The organism is Rhodococcus sp. no. 34 (assembly GCF_054589475.1).
Genome location: NZ_BAAILK010000035.1, coordinates 449,587 through 466,019, shown reverse-complemented (window position 1 = coordinate 466,019; position 16,433 = coordinate 449,587). Strand labels below are relative to the sequence as shown.

17 protein-coding genes are annotated in these 16,433 nt (G+C 63.0%); 7 read left to right on the top strand and 10 right to left on the bottom strand.

The genetic code is table 11. The features are described from left to right. From ACYP01_RS15405 to ACYP01_RS15395, 3 genes are all read left to right on the top strand, one after another. Window positions 1-1,032, top strand: a 1,032-nt coding sequence (locus ACYP01_RS15405) for a thiolase family protein (protein ID WP_459680926.1), incomplete at its 5' end; no start/stop codon positions are given. A gap of 28 nt (window positions 1,033-1,060) precedes the next feature. Then, window positions 1,061-1,822 carry a 3-hydroxyacyl-CoA dehydrogenase gene (locus ACYP01_RS15400; protein WP_003942978.1) on the top strand — a complete coding sequence of 254 codons (762 nt, stop codon included), beginning with the start codon at window positions 1,061-1,063 and terminating at the stop codon, window positions 1,820-1,822. 13 nt (window positions 1,823-1,835) lie between these two features. Further along, window positions 1,836-2,462 carry a TetR/AcrR family transcriptional regulator gene (locus ACYP01_RS15395; RefSeq protein WP_042451583.1) on the top strand — a complete coding sequence of 209 codons (627 nt, stop codon included), beginning with the start codon at window positions 1,836-1,838 and terminating at the stop codon, window positions 2,460-2,462. Between the two features lie 86 nt (window positions 2,463-2,548). Here ACYP01_RS15395 and ACYP01_RS15390 read toward each other — a convergent pair whose 3' ends face one another. Continuing rightward, the gene (locus ACYP01_RS15390) at window positions 2,549-4,171 is read right to left on the bottom strand and encodes a long-chain fatty acid--CoA ligase (RefSeq protein ID WP_459680923.1); all 1,623 of its coding nucleotides are present in this window, start codon (window positions 4,169-4,171) and stop codon (window positions 2,549-2,551) included. 101 nt (window positions 4,172-4,272) lie between these two features. After that, window positions 4,273-5,958, bottom strand: coding sequence for a dihydroxyacetone kinase family protein (locus ACYP01_RS15385; RefSeq protein ID WP_039973156.1), 1,686 nt, complete (start codon window positions 5,956-5,958; stop codon window positions 4,273-4,275). Window positions 5,959-6,012: 54 nt separating this feature from the next. Between ACYP01_RS15385 and ACYP01_RS15380 the strand changes: the two genes are divergently transcribed. Together ACYP01_RS15380 and ACYP01_RS15375 are read left to right on the top strand one after the other, a co-directional pair. Further along, the gene (locus ACYP01_RS15380) at window positions 6,013-6,876 is read left to right on the top strand and encodes a patatin-like phospholipase family protein (RefSeq protein ID WP_058038372.1); all 864 of its coding nucleotides are present in this window, start codon (window positions 6,013-6,015) and stop codon (window positions 6,874-6,876) included. Continuing rightward, a complete protein-coding gene (locus tag ACYP01_RS15375) occupies window positions 6,873-7,727 on the top strand; it encodes an LLM class flavin-dependent oxidoreductase (protein ID WP_003943019.1) in 855 nt (284 codons plus the stop codon). The genes ACYP01_RS15380 and ACYP01_RS15375 overlap by 4 nt, the downstream gene beginning before the upstream one ends. 1 nt (window position 7,728) lies before the next feature. On the opposite strand, the gene ACYP01_RS15370 is transcribed toward ACYP01_RS15375, so the two are convergent. Continuing rightward, window positions 7,729-8,739, bottom strand: a complete 1,011-nt coding sequence (locus ACYP01_RS15370; protein WP_459680920.1) for a threonine aldolase family protein — start codon at window positions 8,737-8,739, stop codon at window positions 7,729-7,731. A gap of 335 nt (window positions 8,740-9,074) precedes the next feature. Here ACYP01_RS15370 and ACYP01_RS15365 point away from each other — a divergent pair, with 335 nt between their 5' ends. Together ACYP01_RS15365 and ACYP01_RS15360 are read left to right on the top strand one after the other, a co-directional pair. Next, window positions 9,075-9,605 (top strand): HNH endonuclease, encoded by a 531-nt coding sequence (locus ACYP01_RS15365; RefSeq protein WP_003942825.1) that lies wholly within the window; start codon window positions 9,075-9,077, stop codon window positions 9,603-9,605. Between the two features lie 19 nt (window positions 9,606-9,624). After that, complete coding sequence (locus ACYP01_RS15360) at window positions 9,625-9,882, top strand: WhiB family transcriptional regulator (RefSeq protein ID WP_003943196.1); 258 nt, start codon at window positions 9,625-9,627, stop codon at window positions 9,880-9,882. Between the two features lie 4 nt (window positions 9,883-9,886). Here ACYP01_RS15360 and ACYP01_RS15355 read toward each other — a convergent pair whose 3' ends face one another. From ACYP01_RS15355 to ACYP01_RS15325, 7 genes are all read right to left on the bottom strand, one after another. Then, entirely contained in the window at window positions 9,887-11,308 is a 1,422-nt protein-coding gene (locus ACYP01_RS15355; protein WP_230359202.1) for a DUF2252 domain-containing protein, read from the bottom strand. Window positions 11,309-11,388: 80 nt separating this feature from the next. Next, window positions 11,389-11,712: a DUF6292 family protein gene (locus ACYP01_RS15350; RefSeq protein ID WP_003942947.1), complete on the bottom strand. Its 324-nt coding sequence runs from the start codon at window positions 11,710-11,712 to the stop codon at window positions 11,389-11,391. 69 nt (window positions 11,713-11,781) lie between these two features. Continuing rightward, a complete protein-coding gene (locus ACYP01_RS15345; RefSeq protein WP_459680915.1) occupies window positions 11,782-13,062 on the bottom strand; it encodes an NAD(P)/FAD-dependent oxidoreductase in 1,281 nt (426 codons plus the stop codon). 45 nt (window positions 13,063-13,107) lie between these two features. Next, window positions 13,108-13,659, bottom strand: a complete 552-nt coding sequence (locus ACYP01_RS15340; RefSeq protein ID WP_042451572.1) for an acyl-CoA thioesterase — start codon at window positions 13,657-13,659, stop codon at window positions 13,108-13,110. Window positions 13,660-13,715: 56 nt separating this feature from the next. Continuing rightward, window positions 13,716-14,519, bottom strand: a complete 804-nt coding sequence (locus ACYP01_RS15335) for a class I SAM-dependent methyltransferase (protein WP_007730471.1) — start codon at window positions 14,517-14,519, stop codon at window positions 13,716-13,718. Next, entirely contained in the window at window positions 14,516-15,172 is a 657-nt protein-coding gene (locus ACYP01_RS15330) for a FadR/GntR family transcriptional regulator (RefSeq protein ID WP_003943064.1), read from the bottom strand. The genes ACYP01_RS15335 and ACYP01_RS15330 overlap by 4 nt, the downstream gene beginning before the upstream one ends. A 79-nt stretch (window positions 15,173-15,251) precedes the next feature. Continuing rightward, window positions 15,252-16,154: an AsnC family transcriptional regulator gene (locus tag ACYP01_RS15325; RefSeq protein WP_054831672.1), complete on the bottom strand. Its 903-nt coding sequence runs from the start codon at window positions 16,152-16,154 to the stop codon at window positions 15,252-15,254. Between the last annotated feature and the right edge of the window lie 279 nt (window positions 16,155-16,433).

The window sequence follows — 16,433 nt, the reverse complement described above, 5'->3', positions numbered from 1 at the left end:
GGCGGTTGCGTCGGACAGGCCGGTGAGCAGGCACTCAACATCACCCGCAGCGCGGTCCTCTCGGCCGGATTCCCCGAGTCGGTACCCGCCACCACGATCGATCGCCAGTGCGGATCAAGTCAGCAAGCTGCGCACTTTGCGGCGCAGGGCGTGATCGCCGGGGCCTACGACATCGTGATCGCGGCAGGCGTCGAATCCATGAGTCGTGTCCCGATGGGCACTACGACGATGGGGAAGGACGCTTCCGGTCCGGGCGTCGCGGCTCGCTACCCCGAAGGCCTGGTCAATCAGGGCATCTCCGCGGAGTTGATCGCCGCGAAGTGGAAGTTCGACCGCGACGCTCTCGACGCATTTGCTGCGCAGTCCCACCAGCGGGCCGCGGAGGCAGCGGCGAAGGGGCTCTTCGACAAGGAGATTCTGCCGATCTCGGTGACCAACGCCGCCGGCGAGACCGTCTCGCATACCGTCGACGAGACGGTTCGCGCGTCCACTACCGCCGAGGGCCTCGCCGGCTTGAAGCCGTCGTTCTACTCGGAGAAGTACGCGCAGCGCTTCCCCGAGGCACAGTGGTCGATCACTCCCGGTAACTCGTCTCCGCTCACCGACGGCGCGTCCGCAGCACTGATCATGAGCGAAGAAATGGCGTCGAAGCTGGGGCTGACGCCGCGAGCACGCTTCCACTCCTTCTCGGTCGCGGGCGACGACCCGATCTTCATGCTCACCGCGCCCATCCCGGCCACCCACAAGGTGCTCGCTCGCGCCGGCCTGAGCATCGACGACATCGATACCTACGAGGTCAACGAAGCCTTCGCTCCCGTTCCACTCGCCTGGGCTCACGAGTTCGGCGCCGACCCGGCAAAGCTCAACCCGTGGGGCGGCGCGATTGCCCTCGGACACGCCCTGGGGTCCTCGGGTACTCGACTGCTGACCACGATGGTCAACCACCTCGAGGCCACCGGCGGACGCTACGGATTGCAGACCATGTGCGAGGGCGCCGGCATGGCCAACGCGACCATCATCGAACGCATCTGAAACACATAACCTTTCGAAAGGAACTCTCATGATCGTCAACGACAGCGTCGCCGTCGTCACCGGTGGAGCATCCGGCCTCGGTCTGGCCACCACCAAAGCCCTTCTTGCCGACGGCGCCAGCGTCGTCATCATCGACCTTCCGTCGTCCAACGGTGAAGCCATCGCCAAGGAACTCGGCGACCGGGTCCGCTTCGCGGCGGCAGACGTCACCGACGAGGCTGCGGTCACCGCTGCACTCGATGTGGCCGAATCCCTCGGACCCCTGCGGGTGGCGGTCAACTGCGCCGGAATCGGCAACGCAGTCAAGACGGTCAGCAAGAAGGGCGCCTTCCCACTCGACGCGTTCAAGAAGGTCATCGACGTCAATCTGATCGGCACCTTCAACGTCCTTCGTCTTGCTGCGGAACGTATTTCGAAGACGGAGCCGATCGACGGTGAACGCGGCGTCATCATCAACACCGCTTCGGTCGCAGCGTATGACGGCCAGATCGGGCAGGCTGCGTACTCCGCGTCGAAGGGCGGCGTCGTCGGTATGACGCTTCCCATCGCCCGTGACCTCGCGTCGCTGCTGATCCGCGTCAACACCATTGCACCCGGCTTGTTCAAGACCCCGTTGCTGGCCGGACTGCCCGAAGCAGCCCAGGCGTCGTTGGGTCAGCAGGTGCCTCACCCCTCTCGCCTGGGTGATCCCAGCGAGTACGGCGCGCTTGCTGCGCACATCGTTTCCAACCCCATGCTCAATGGTGAGACGATCCGCCTCGACGGTGCAATCCGTATGGCACCGCGGTAATTTCGGCTATCACATGACTGGCGAGGTGGAGTCGGTGAGCTCGGTGGCAGTGGACTGGAGGTCCTTCCCGCCGCTGGTGATGACCGACATCCTGACGGCTTCGCTCGAACTGTTCGACGAGAACGGTTACCACGGCACGACGGTGCGCCAGATTGCCAATCGTGTCGGGGTAACCGTTCCCGCGCTCTACTATCACCACGCGAACAAAGAGGCAGTTCTCGTCGCTTTGTTCGAGGTCTCGATGAGTGAGCTGAATACCAGAACCGAAGCGGCAGAAGCGGAGGCCGGCGAAAATCCGGTACGACGCTTCGCCTTGGTGGTGGAGGCGATTGTTCTCTATATGACCCACCGGTCGCGGCACGCTGCGTTGGACACCGAGATCCGGCATGTCTCACCGGAAAGTCGAAGTCGGTACGCCGCCAGTCGTAAGCGGCTCGAGTTGCTGATGCGCAGGATCGTCGACGACGGTGTGGCATCGGGAGATTTCGCGGTCACCGATACCGAAGAGACCGTCCGGGCAATACTCGGTATGGCGCAGTCACTGCCGCGTTGGTTCCAGACCGGCGGTCCGATGTCGCCGTCGCAATTGGCGCAGAAGTACGTCGACATCGCTTTTCACACGGTCGGCTATCGGCCGTAAAGTGCCTCGCTCGTGAACGAAGGTGGGCAACAGGTCGAAAACCTGTTGCCCACCTTCAGTATTCAGACTTCGACATTCACTCCGTGTCAGAGTCGCGTAACTTCGAGTCCGCCCTCGTGGTAGTCGGCGCGAAGGCGTTTCTTGTCGAACTTGCCGACGCTCGTCTTCGGGACTTCCTGAACCACGGCCCAGTTCTCGGGCAGCTGCCACTTGGCAACCTTGTCCGAAAGGTACTGTTGCAGTTCGGACATGGTGGTTTCGGAACCGGCGCGAAGGACAACCGCAACCAACGGGCGCTCGTCCCACTTCTCGTCCGGCACGCCGATGACGGCAGCTTCGGTGACGTCGGGGTGACCCATGACGGCGTTCTCGAGGTCGACCGAGGAGATCCATTCGCCGCCGGACTTGATGATGTCCTTGGAGCGGTCGGACAGGCTCAGGAAGCCGTCGGCCGTGATGGATCCGACATCGCCGGTCTTGAGCCAGCCGTCGTTGAACTTGTCTTCCGCATCGACGCCGTAGTACGACCCGGTGATCCAGGGGCCGCGCACTTCGAGCTCGCCGACGGAAACGCCGTCGTGTGCAACAACTTTGCCGGCATCGTCGATGAGACGTGCCTCGACGGATGCCGGGAAGCGGCCCTGAGAGTAGCGGTACTTCCACATCGCGTCGCCGGTGACACCGGCCGGCGGGCGGGCGACGGATCCGAGTGGGGAGGTTTCGGTCATGCCCCAGGCGTGCAGGACGGAGACGTTGTGGTCGGCTTCGAATGCGTGCATGAGGGCCGGCGGTACCGCGGACCCACCGATCAGAACCTCGCGCATCGAGGAGATGTCCTGCGGGTTCTGCTCGAGGTAGAGGTGCAGGCCCTGCCAGATGGTGGGGACGGCTGCGGCGAACGTCGGCTTCTCGCTGGCGATGATCGCAGCCAACGGGGCAGGCTGGAGGAAGCGGTCGGGCATGATCAGCGAAGCACCGATCATGAATGCGGCGTAGGGAAGTCCCCACGACATGGCGTGGAACTGAGGCACCACGGCGAGTGCACGATCGCCCTGCGCGAGGTTGGGGCCGTCGCTCATGCAGACCTGCATGGAGTGCAGGTAGATCGAACGGTGGGAGTAGACGACGCCCTTGGGGTCACCCGTGGTGCCGGACGTGTAACACATTGCGGCAGCGCTCAGTTCGTCGACCTCGGGCCAGTCGAACTCGGTGGGCTGATCGGCGATCAAGCCCTCGTAGGTGTGAACCTGCACTCCCTCGGGAGCTTCGAGTCCTGCAGTGGAGGAGCCGGTGACGACGATGTGTTTGACGGTGGTCAGTGACGGAAGCTGCGGAGAGAGAAGCGGAATCAGGGACGGGTCGACGATGATCACGCGGTCCTCGGCGTGATTGGCGACATGGATCAACTGCTCGGGGAACAGACGAATGTTCAGGGTGTGGAGCACAGCGCCCATCGAGGGGATCGCCAGGTACGCCTCGAGGTGCTCGGAGTTGTTCCACATGAACGTGGCGACTCGCTCGTCGCCCTCGACGCCGAGCCCGCGCAGGGCGTGCGCGAGCTGAGCACAGCGCTTGCCGACGTCAGCGTAGGACACACGGCGCGGGCCGGACTCGGTCCACGTGACAACCTCGGAGGCGCCGTGAACGGAGGCACCGTGGCGGAGAAGTTGAGCAATGGAGAGGGGGGCGTCTTGCATGGTGCTCAGCATGGGCTGCTCCTGTGTGGTGTGTGAGACCGGTGCTTTTGCCCACGGGTCGTCACAAACGATGTGCTGTGGCTGCCAGATTAGTCACAGCCCCGAAGTGCTCGCTAGTGACCCACTGCACTGGCGAAGAACCACGCTATGAGTAGCGCTCCCGGATCGACTACTCCGCGAGCGGCTTCGCCCACATAACTTGCACGTCCGCGGTTCGCGAGCATGGTTTCGGTCGACTCCGCCCCGGCCGCTGCGGCTTCCGCTGCGCTCGCCAGCGCAGCATCTCGATCGGCTTCCGAGCTCACGGATTGCTCCAACGACTCGACCGCCGGAACTATCGCGTCGACCATCGTCTTGTCGCCGACGCGTGCGCCGCCGAGCGAGGTGATGTTGTCGAGTCCCGCTCGCGCTGCAGCCGCGATCGCGCCGAGGTCGAGTTCGGAGTCCGCCGAGTCTGCGGCAACGCGGAAGAAATGCCGGAACCAGATGCCGAACAATGCGCCGGAGGTGCCACCGGCGTGGCCGAGGTACGCCTGTGAGACTGCATCGAATATCGTTGCGGTGGAGTACGTGTCACGGATCGCCGAGATGTCGAGTTGATCCAGTGCGGCCACCATGTTGGTCCCGAAATCGCCGTCGCCCGCTCGTCGGTCGAGATCGGTCAGTGCCGGTTCCTGATCCAGTACCTTCTCGGCCCAGTCCGCAATCCAGCTTCCGACGAAGCTGCTTTCGGCGGTGCGTGAGGTGTCGGGTGTGAATGTGGGACCGAAAGATTCGCGCGTGCCCATGCCGGTGTACTCACGCGCTATAGCATTCGGCCAGGCGGGCGCTTTTGTTGGTGCGTCCCATAATTCGAGGATTTCTTTGTCTGTGCGAACAAGGGTGATGGACGCGCCTGCCATGTTCAATGCAGTGACGAAGGTTCCGATCAGTGTCCGCTCGATGTGAATTCCCTGTTCGTCCAGATAATCTCCGAGTTCGGCGAACAGAAGTTGCAACTCCAGCGGGTGGGTGGCGCCGAGACCGTTGACGACGGCGATGACGCGGTCGCCTTCGGCGAGACTCAGGGACTTGATGATCGGGTCCGTCAGCCGCCGCACCAATTCCGGTGCGGGCAGGGCGTCCACGCGTTCTGTGCCGCGTTCGCCGTGGATGCCGATACCGAGTTCCATCTGACCCGCCGGCAAGTCGAACGACGGCTCGTCAGCCCCCGGCAAAGTGCATGGGCGAAGGGCGACGGCCATGCTCCGAGCGGAGTGCGCGACGTGTTGTCCGATCCGGGTCACCTCGGCCAGGTCGTCGCCGCGGGCGGCGGATGCGCCGCAGACCTTCTCCACCACGATGGTTGCCGCAGTACCGCGTCGCCCCGGGCCACTGCCGTCTGCGCGTTCGGTCGCGACGTCGTCGTCGACCAGGACGACGTCCGTATCGATCTTGTCCTCGCGTAGCAACTCTCGGGCGATACCGAAGTTCATCACGTCGCCGGTGTAGTTCTTCACGATGTGAAGGACGCCGCCGCCGGCGTCGGCAGCCTTGGATCCCTCGTGGATCTGAAGTGCATTGGGTGAGCTGAAGACCAATCCGGGGCAGACGGCTGTGAGCATTCCTTCGCCGATGAATCCGGCGTGCATGGGTTCGTGGCCTGAACCGCCGCCGGAGACGAGCGCGACCCGTCCGCGGGGAAGTGGCCTTGCGCGTGTGAGGTACCCAGGGTCGGGATTCCACGCGATGTCGTCGGTGGATGCGATCAAACCACGGAGTGCGTCGGGAACAAATGTCTTTGCGCTGCGCATGAACATCACTTCAGAGTAGGTCTAACGTCGACTTCGGGCACGGATCACGATCGACGAGAGGTGGACGGCGTGAAATTGGGGTTGGTACTTGCCGGTGGCGGCGTTGCGGGAATCGCCTGGGAAACAGGTTTTCTGTTGGGCCTTCAGGACAAATCACCGGACACTGCCGCTGCGCTGCTGACGGCGGACGTGTTGATCGGCACTTCCGCAGGTTCCACGGTGAGCGCTCAGATAGCGAGCGGCGTGACACTGCAAGAGCTTTTCGACGCACAAACAGCGGAGGCCACCGGGGAGCTCGACCCGAAGGTCGATGTCGAGGTACTCGGTCAGATGTTCGTCGACGCGATCGCAGGATCGCAGGACCGGGCCGAGCAGCTCCGTTTGCTCGGCGAAGCAGCGATGAGAGCCGATACCGTCGAACCTGCCGTGCGTCGCGCGGTCATCGAGGCGCGGCTGCCCAATCGGTTGTGGCCCGACCGGGAGTTGCGCATCCCGGCGATCAACGCACAGACCGGTGAGTTGAGGGTGTTCGGCAACGCTGACGGCGTAGAACTGATCGACGCAGTCGGAGCAAGTTGCGCCGTACCAGGGGTGTGGCCGGTAGTCGTGATCGAGGGCGAGCGGTACATGGACGGCGGAATGGCGAGTGGCTCGAATGTTCATCTGGCTGCCGACTGCGATGTGGTCGTGGTTCTTTCACCCGCAGCCGACCCCGCCCCGAATCTTCTGGGCGGCAGTCTACGAGAGGAAATCGACGTGATGACGCCCTTGCCCGTGCTGCCTGTCTTCGCCGACGACGCCGTCGTCGAAGCGATCGGAACGAACTCGCTTTCACCGACAACCAGGCGCCCCGCAGCCGAACTCGGCCGCGAACAGGGCCGTCGAACCGCCGACGAGATCGCCGCGTTTCTGGTGACGGCATGAGTACCGCACGGATTGCTGTCGTCCTGCGCCCGGAACAGCCCCCGGAGGACCTGGTCAGCCATGCGAAGTATGCCGACGAGTGCGGTATCGGTGAGGTCTGGTTGTGGGAAGACTGCTTCTTCGGCGGAGGAATAGCCACTGCTGCAGCTGTATTGGCTGCAAGTGAGCGTCTGGGAGTAGCGATTGGCGTGCTGCCGACCCCGATGCGCAACACCGCGATCACGGCGATGGAGATTTCGGCGCTGGCCAGAGTTCATCCGGATCGACTGCGGGTTGGCTTCGGTCACGGCGTTCAGAGTTGGATGCGGCAGATCGGGGCCAAAGCCGAATCGCCGTTGACTCTCCTGCGGGAGCAGTTCAGAGCAGTCGAGCGGCTACTGCGCGGTGAGTCGGTGACGGTGTCCGGTCGATACGTGAATCTCACGGACGTCACGCTGGCGTGGCCACCGGAGACGGTGCCGCAGTTGCTCGTCGGCGCCACGGGGCCAAAGACTTTGGCGCTCAGTGGCGAGTTGGCGCAGGGCACCGTGCTCTCGGGTGGGACGACCCCGGACGGCGTGCGTCGGGCGATCGCTCACATCGGGGCGTCGGATCACGAGGTCGTCGTCTACGTCATCTGTGCTTTCGGTTCCGGCGGTCGTGAGCGCGCCCTTGCCGAGGCCGCAGCGTCCGGTAGCGAGTCGCCGGAGGATGCGATTGCCGTGGGCAACGCGGCCGAAGTCGCGGCAGCAGCACGGCGATGGGTTGCAGCAGGTGCAACCACCGTGGTACTCCAACCGACTGTTGACGAGCCGGATGTCCGCGAGTTCATTCGCTTTGTCGCGCAGGAGGTTCAACCCCTGGTGGCGTAGTTCAGAAGGTTACTCTGGACAGAACCGCGTCGATGTCGGCAGTGCTCACGTCGCGATGTGTCACGAACCGAACCTTCCCGGCAACGGTGACCGCGCCGACATCGACAGCGGCGAGCTGAGCAACGGTGACCGACGGATCGGCTGTCGCGGCCAGAACGATGTTGGTGGCAGGTTCGTCGACGGCCCAACCGCGTTCACGAAGCCCCGACGCGAGGCGCTGCGCGTTGTCGTGATCGTCGGAGAGGCGAGCTTGTGAGCGCAACGCGACGATGCCGGCTGCGGCCAGCACTCCGCCCTGACGAACGCCGCCGCCGAGCATCTTGCGGATCCTTCGGGCTTCGGTGATCAATTCGGGTGATGCGGCGAGTATCGAGCCGACCGGCGCACCGAGTCCCTTACTCAGGCACACCTGAACGGTATCGGCGCCGGAAGTCAATTCGGTGGGCGAAACATCGAGTGCAGCAGCGGCATTCCAGAGACGGGCGCCGTCGAGGTGAATCTTCAAGCCGCGTGATCGCGCTGCGTCGACCAGCTTCGTCCATTCGGTCGGATTCATGACGGCACCGCCGGCGAAGTTATGAGTGTTCTCGAGACAGAGCAGCGTGGTGTTCAACGCGAAGTACGGGCCGGGGGAGCCCGCCGCCTTCACGGCAGTCTCGGGGGTGGGACGTCCGGGTCCGCCGTCGTGCGGCAACGCCATCGGCATTCCCTGGGCGAGCCAGGCAGCGGTGCCCAATTCGGAGCCCAAGACGTGAGAGTGTTCCGGTGCCAGGAACTGATCGCCGCGGTGAAGGTGCAGCATCAGCGCAATCAGGTTGCCCATCGATCCGCTCGGCACCCACAGTGCCGCCGGTAAACCCAGAGTGTGCGCCACCTCTTCCTCGAGCGCCGCCATGGTCGGGTCGTGATCGAGGACGTCGTCACCGACCTCGGCGTCGGCCATCGCCTTCCGCATCTCCGCATCAGGCTTGGTGACGGTGTCCGAGCGTAGGTCGATGTACGACGAAGTCATGGCTCATTCGATCAAGCCGCGTGTTCCGGCGTCAAACCGCGGTATTTCCAGGACGGCTCTTCCGGCCTGATAAATCGATATCGCTGAGGATGCCTTCCGTGTGATGATGAGCGCCGGCAATCGCCGGTGACGAGAACAAGAAGTGGAAGGGGACAGGCATGCGCGACTGGAAGCAAGCGTTGCACCTGCGCGGGCACTCACCCCGCGGTATTTCCCATCCCGCATTCGGGGAACAGAGTGGCGCTGGATATATGCCGTTCCCCATTTCTTGCATTTGCTCCTGACCCGTCTTCGTGTCCAGGAGTTTCACTCCTCGACACGAACTGAGAACTCTCATGCGGAACCCGAACCGCGCACTTGCTCACAGTTGGATGAACCGCCCCGTCCGGGTACTCAACGCCACGTACGAGTACCTCGGTGAAGTGAGCGCCGATCGTGCGGTCGTCCTGATCGCCACCGGCTCCGCGCAGTCCACCGAAGACGTGACCCCGATATTTCCGGTGCGCTCCAAGCACGTCGAAATCCCACTGCCGAGGACGATCCTGCTCGCCGAGTACGTGTACGTTGCTCACCGGGTGACGGTCACCGATTCCAGTCGGGCCACTTTTGCCGGTGTCTTCGACCGGGACGGTCGTCGATGTGCGTACTGCGCCGCCCGGGCAACGACCATCGACCATGTCCAGCCGCGGAGCCGTAACGGGCCCAACACGTGGGGAAATCTGGTGGCGTGCTGCAGTTCCTGTAATCAGCGCAAAGCGGATCGCACACCGGCCGAGGCCGGTATGCGGCTGCTGTGGGAGCCGAAGGCACCTCGGCGCATCGAGAAAGTGCAGCAGGAGATCTGGCGTGAATTGAGTCGGACGTGACAGTCGAAGGGAGCCAGTGATGTGCGCTGACGAAATCTCCAATTTGGCTGAGCTTTTGCCGATCTCGGACGACCGGACGTGGTGGCAGGCGGAATGCCGAGGAGACCCCGAGCCGGACCGGTGGTTTCCCTTTCCGTCCGAGGGATACGACTACGCGACCGACGTGTGCAACAGGTGCCCGATTGCGGAATCGTGTCGCGAATTCGCCTCTGCCACTGGCCAGACCGGAATCTGGGGAGGAGTGAAGTTCGAGCAGGGCAGGATCGTCGCGGCGTGAGGGATCAGATTCCCGGCTCCGCGGCGATCGCACCGGCCGATACCGCCCGGCACAGAGCGTCGTGGTCACGTTCGGTTTGATCGGCGTAGAGCCGAGCAAACCGGGTGAGGGCGGTATCGACCGCGTCCGAGGTTCCCAGGTAACCGGAAATCAGTGACGCGCCGCTGGTTCGTGCATGCCCCTTGGCCAGTAGGCGGCCGCAGATCGCGACGTAATCGGTCAGCGCTGCGGCGTCGATATTGTTCAGGTCCACAGAACCTTTCATGTTCCGGAACTGACGGACGTAGTACTGGCGGTCGTCCACGGTGCACCAACCGAGCAGTGGATCACTGACCGTCTGGAGAGCTTGCTGGTATTCCGCGACGCGTCGTCCTTGGTGGTCGTGCCAGGCCGAGTCGCCGTGCACGAAGGGCGCAACTACGGATCGGCGAGCCTGTTTGAGCTGCAAGAAGATGACGTCGTCCGGGATGCTCCCTTCGCACAGGGCGACATAGGCGCGCAGAGCGACACTCCCGACTCCGACAACCCGGTGCGCGACGTCGATGACGTTGTATCCCGAGACGACTCGGCGCCAGTGTGGTGCAAGGGTTTCGAGATACTCGTCCAGACCCTCCAGGAGGAAGTCGGTGTCCTGCGGCGTGAGTCGTGTTGTGAGCGGCGGGTTCTCGACCAACTGGCGCCGTCCGTGATCCTCGACGGTGAACCGCGGCACCGCATGGTCACTCGTACGCCGCCGGGCGCGCTCCGCGGCGCGCCTGATCTCGGCCAGCAACCCAGGATCGGTGACGTGGTCGGTGAGTCCGTCGAGATCGACCCGGTCGAAGGAGCGATCGAACAGCGGACGCTCGGAGAGCTTCGCCAAGTGGAGGCGATACGCGGACACACACGAGGTTGTTGCTGTTTCGCATTGAGCTTCGGTGAGACCGTTCTGTCGACCGGCCACCCAGATGCTCGCAGCCAGCCTTCGTAGATCCCATTCCCAGGGGCCGGGATGTGCTTCGTCGAAATCGTTGAGGTCTATGACAAGTTCGCGTTCCGGAGATCCGTAGAACCCGAAGTTTCCGACGTGCGCATCTCCACAGATGACGGGAGTGATGCCGGTGGACGGCAGCTGCGCCATGTCCTCTGCCATCAATCCGGCGGTACCGCGCAGGAATCCGTATGGCGAAGCGACCATTCGCCCCACACGGATCGGAACCAACCAGTCGAGTCTTCCCTCGTGTGCCGTGTTGACCTGATCGACCGGGTCACGTCGATCGGATGGGGGCGTCCAGTCGCCGAGCGACGATCGCGCCACTCGCTTGCGCAGGCCTTTCCCGATCTTGCGACGCTCACTGCGCGGCGTCTGACGCGCCCGTAAAGTCGCCCTGCCGTCCGGTTCGTTCTCGAGAGCCAGCTGACCGGCAGGCCTGTTCAGCGGGTCCATGTCGGGCTCTCTTTCGTCGGGCGTGCGAAACTCGCGCTCGATCTTATGCCCGCCGGATTGTGCGCCGCGCGACGAGTTCCTTAACTACCCGCCTGGGCAATCAACTCGACAGCGCGGTCGGCGCACAGTTCAGGATCCGGCATTCTCCCGATACCGAGGCATTCGACAACGGCGAACGACGCATCCGGTGTGGTTTCCACGCCGAGCGCCCACCCGAAGTAGTGATTCCAGGCGAGTACGGCTCGGTGGCCACTGTGCTGCGGAATCTCGCTGCCCAGAACGAGTACTGCGTCGAACGCGGGGCCGTCGCACCAGATGACCGATTCGGCGAAGGTGGAGCTGGCGACGGCGACTACGTACCTGTGACAAGTCGATTCACTCGGAATGGCGATGTGTGCACGCATGGTCGCTCCTCCGGCTCGGTTGCGATCGGAGGGTTCCCCGTTGCCGGCGCCGAAAAAACGCTTGTCAGATTACGTCCCGGCCACAGATCTACGACGCAGACGGTGCCTGAGATGTTTTTGTGCTGCCCGCGCGACCGAGCGAGTCGAGAGATACTGTTCGGCCGGTGTCAACCGGGAACCGAACAAGTAGAACCTTCGGGCTTCGTCGTGGTCGTGGGTGGCCGCGGAGATGAGCAGACGTTCGATCGCGGTGAACTTTCGCCCACCGGCGTAACCACTCATGTAGTCGATGTGATTCGTCATACTCGCTCTGGCGCTACGGTATTCGGTCAATGCAGCGTTCACGTTCCGATGTGAGTCGAGTGTGTCTGCCGGCGTCTCCGTCAGCATGTGCGCGGTCGCATCGACCAGCATCTGAGCGGTCTCGAGTGCCCACGAGCATCCGATACCCCACAACGGGTCGTTGGTTGCCGCAGCGTCGCCGATGAGTGCGAACCCGTTACCTACGGGTTCGGTGAGGGTTGTGGAGAAGTGTTTGGTACCAACGATCTTCCCGACGATGTGCTCTCGCCGAACAAGCGGAGCGCCGGGTAATGCGTTGGCGTACTCGAGGAAAGCAGTAGACAGGTCGTCAGCGAACGAGCCGAGCTTGTCGAGGGCAGGGAAGACGACCAGCACGCTGATTCCGCCGTCGTTGGGGAGCAGATAGGCGACGTCGGGATCCATGAACCACGACAATGACGTTTCTCCGCCGGGTCGTTCGAGTCCGGAGAGTTGGGCGAAATAGCTGAAACGCCCGTTGGATGCAGTCACGGAGTCGCAACGAGCGGATCGTGCGACGGTCGAATCCTTGCCGTCTGCTCCGACGGTCAATCGTGCTCCGACAGTGAAGGCCGAACCCTGTTCGGTGCCGTAGACGCCTGCAGTAGTGCCGTTCTCGGTCAGTAGTCCGGAAACGCGATGCCCGAGAAGAAGGTCGACGTTCGGGTAGTCGTTCGCGAGTTGGCGCAGTAGGGGGTCGAGAGTTTCCCTTCGGACGTTGAACCCAGGTGGCGGTGAGTTCTCTGCGGCATCAGGGGTGATCATTCCCCACGGGGTCCAGAATGTCGGAACGGTTTCCACCATTCCCAGGGCGAGCAGTTTTTCCGTGGCGCCGAGTCGTTGCAAGATCGGGGCACCGCACGGTTGCAGGTGGTGAGTGCACAGGACTTTGTGCGCCCGGATGTCGGAGCGAGCGTCGAGAAGCGCTATCCGCAGACCTTGCTGGGCGTACATGATTGCGGCCGCGCATCCCGCGATGCTCGCGCCGACAATCACAACGTCATACTTTTCCCGTGCCTTCGAAGTCACTCGATCAGCTTAATGCATAAGGTTATAACTTAAATATGACTGGATTCAGTCATCGTGTTCGGGCGTTAAGTCCCGAACTGCGGCCCGGATGGACTGTTCACGAAGCTCGTTCTCTCTGCGCAGTTCACGACGCCGACGCCCGGCCTCGAATCGCTGCCTCGCGATTGTTCCGGTCGGCCGGAGTTGGGGTACCTCAGCCGGTTTCCCGTCGCTTCCCATCGCCACCATCGTGAAATAGCAACTATTGGTGTGTCTAGATTTTCCGAGAAGAATGTCTTCGGTTTCGACTCGAATTCCGATTTCCATCGAGGTGCGCCCGGTGTAATTGACGGAAGCGCTGAACGTGACGAGTTCGCCGACATGCACCGGTTCGCGGAACACCACACGATCCACCGACAGAGTCACGACGTAGGTCTGGGCATATCGACTCGCGCACGCATAGGCAACCTGGTCGAGAAACTTCAGAATCGTTCCGCCGTGCACGTTGCCCGAGAAGTTTGACATGTCCGGCGTCATGAGGACGGACATGGACAAGGTTTGTTTCGATGCTTGCTGCGATGCTTGCTTCAATTCGGGTAGGGAGTTCGATTCAGACATCGAGCGGGCCTCTTCGGGTCGGTGGACGGTGAAGAGACCGTATCCGGCCAAGAGGGTTACCCGCGCGTTCGGAAGAGCGCGGTGTCAGAGTTCGGGACAGTGCCAACGTGGAGGATGTATTCGCTGGTGGCGACGGGGCCGGCCGCGCTCGACCTGAGATAGGGCTCGAGCGTCGAGCGGAGGTGCGCTGACATCGAAGCCCAATTCCCTGTGCTTCGAACGGCCTCGCGAAAGTTCTTCAACGCCGGTGCCTGGTCGCACAGTTCCTCGACGGGATCCGATCCGGCTGGTAGTTGCCACTCGAGCAGGTGGGAGGCCGAGCTCACCGACTCCAATCCGGCTGCTGCCTTCTCGAATTCGCTCGAGCTCGACCATGTCGTCGGTAGTGGTGTGATGCCATTCCACGCCGAGGCGGCCTCCCGGCGGAGTGCTGCTGCCCACCCGTTCTCCGACCACGTTGCGACGCAGATCTTTCCGCCTGGCCGGGTCACCCGCATCATCTCTGCGAGGGCAATCGAGGAGTCGGGGCAGAAGATGATCCCGAAGATGCTGACGCAGGCGTCGGCACTCGAATTCGGCCAGGGTAAAGACTGCGCATCGCCGATCGTGAAGGTGGGTTGGGTAGTGCCGGGGTGGGGAATCCAGCGTTCGCGTGCGACCTCGAGCTGGCTGGCGGAGAGGTCGAGTGCGTGGACCGTCATGCCTGACTGAGCCGCCGGGAGCGCAAAGTTCCCGGTTCCGGCGCAGACGTCGTACACCGTGCTCACATGCCCGATCGAGCGCAGTGCCTCCGTCGATGCCGGTGAGAGTTGCTCGGCAAGAGGCGAATACGTCGTACCGTTCCAGTTTCCCTGATTCACGCCAAGCTCCTTTCGACGGTGTCGATGACCGTATCGAGCGCTGCGCCCGCCGCGCGCGCTGCTTCGTCGGGGTTGCGTTCCTCGATGGCTGCGATCAAGGGTCGGTGCTCGTCGACGTGGAAACCTTGACCGACACTGACTGCGGACAGCGAATCCGTCACGGCGGCAAGGACTCCCCGGTAGACGTCGATCAGTGCGGAATTGTGGGACGCCTCGACGATCGAAAGGTGCAGGGCCATGCCGGCTTCGACAGTGAAGCCGCCGACGTGACCGGGGTGGGCATTCCAGGCTGCATGTATCCGCGCGAGATCTTCGGGGGTGTGGCGCTGCGCTGCAAGTCGCGCGGCTTCGACCTCGAGTCCGCGTCGCAGGCTCAGTACGTCGAGAACGTCACCTCTGGCGAGCCTGCGCCCGAGTAGTCCTTCGACCGGCGACGCCGCCATGACGTACACGCCGCCACCGTGACGAACGGACAGAACTCCGGCGTGTGCAAGCGCCCGTACCGCTTCGCGCATGGTGTTTCGGGCGACTCCCAATTCCTCGACCAGTGCGGTCTCCGGCGGGAGTTTCGATCCGACGGGCCATCGACCGGTCGAGATCGCCTCCTCGATCGCCGCGGCGACGATATCTACCTTGCGTCCGGAGTCGGACATGTGTGCCACCTCGGGTAAGTGAGTCAATGACTTTGTCCGAGGTTAGCGTGCTCTCACGAGTGGGTCAATGACTTGGGAATTATCCGCGTACGTCCAGGCTGCGGGCGTAGTGCTCCTTGAAGACCTCGAGATGCGCCCACGATTCCAAGCCGCTGACACCGTCGATGCCCCGGATTCGCTCGGACAGGGCATGGAGGTCGTTGGACGAGTTGGCGGCGACCGTCGCGATCACGTCGTACCGTCCCAGGGTCCGCGCGAGGAATTCGATTCCGGGCAGGGACTCGATCTCCGATACCGCGTTGTCGTCCCGTGAGCCCAGATTGACGCCGATGCCCATCGCCAGCGTCCGGCCACCACCTCGCCGCTTGACGACAGCGCCGACGCGCAGTGCCGTGCTCGCGATCAGGTGATTGACGCGATTGCGCACAGCGCTCGGCGACAGGCCGGTGTGTTCGGCCAGCTCGAGAAATGGCATGCGCCCGTTGCGTTCGAGCAGTTCGATCAAGGTAACGTCCGTCGAATCGAGTCGGATGTCGGCTTGTAAAGCGGTCTCGGGCATGAAGATTCCCTTGATGACGTCGACGTAGACCAGCGTGCTCACGGATCGAACGCCACGTTGTGAGCGGAGTTCGGCGATGGCACGGTACAGATCGTCGTGACTGGGTACCCGAAGTTCCGCAATCACGTTGTACTGCCCGCTGACTGCCGAGATGTAGACGGCGGCCTCGGATGCGATCAACGCGTCCAGCACCGGGGTCATCGGTCCGGACACTGCGATCGAGACGTGTGCAAGCGCCTTCAATCCGAGAAGTTCGGGGTGCGCGACGGCCACTACGGACACCGTTCCCGAGTCGAGTAGCGCCTGCACTCTGGTGGACACCGCCGCTCGTGGGGCGTCGACCGCCACGGACAGTTCGCGGTACGTCGCTCGCCCGTTGCGCTGAAGTGCGGCAATGAGCTTGGAATCGAGATCGAGCGTCATGGTTGCCCCAACTTTTCCAGAGATTTTTCTGTATGAGCTTCCTATTAGAACAGTCGCATGTGGCCATGGATGATGTGGATAAGTGCAGAAATGCTCGAAAACTCATACAAAAAAGTTGTATACCGCCTGGTCTGAAACTCTGATGCATTGCATAGCTCCAGGCCAGGGCGTAGTTTTCGCTCAACACGCAGTGACCTGCACCACCATCTCGACGAAGGACCACCATGCGCAAGTTGCACACGCACGAAGCCTCGCCTCTCGACGCCACCGCCACGATCT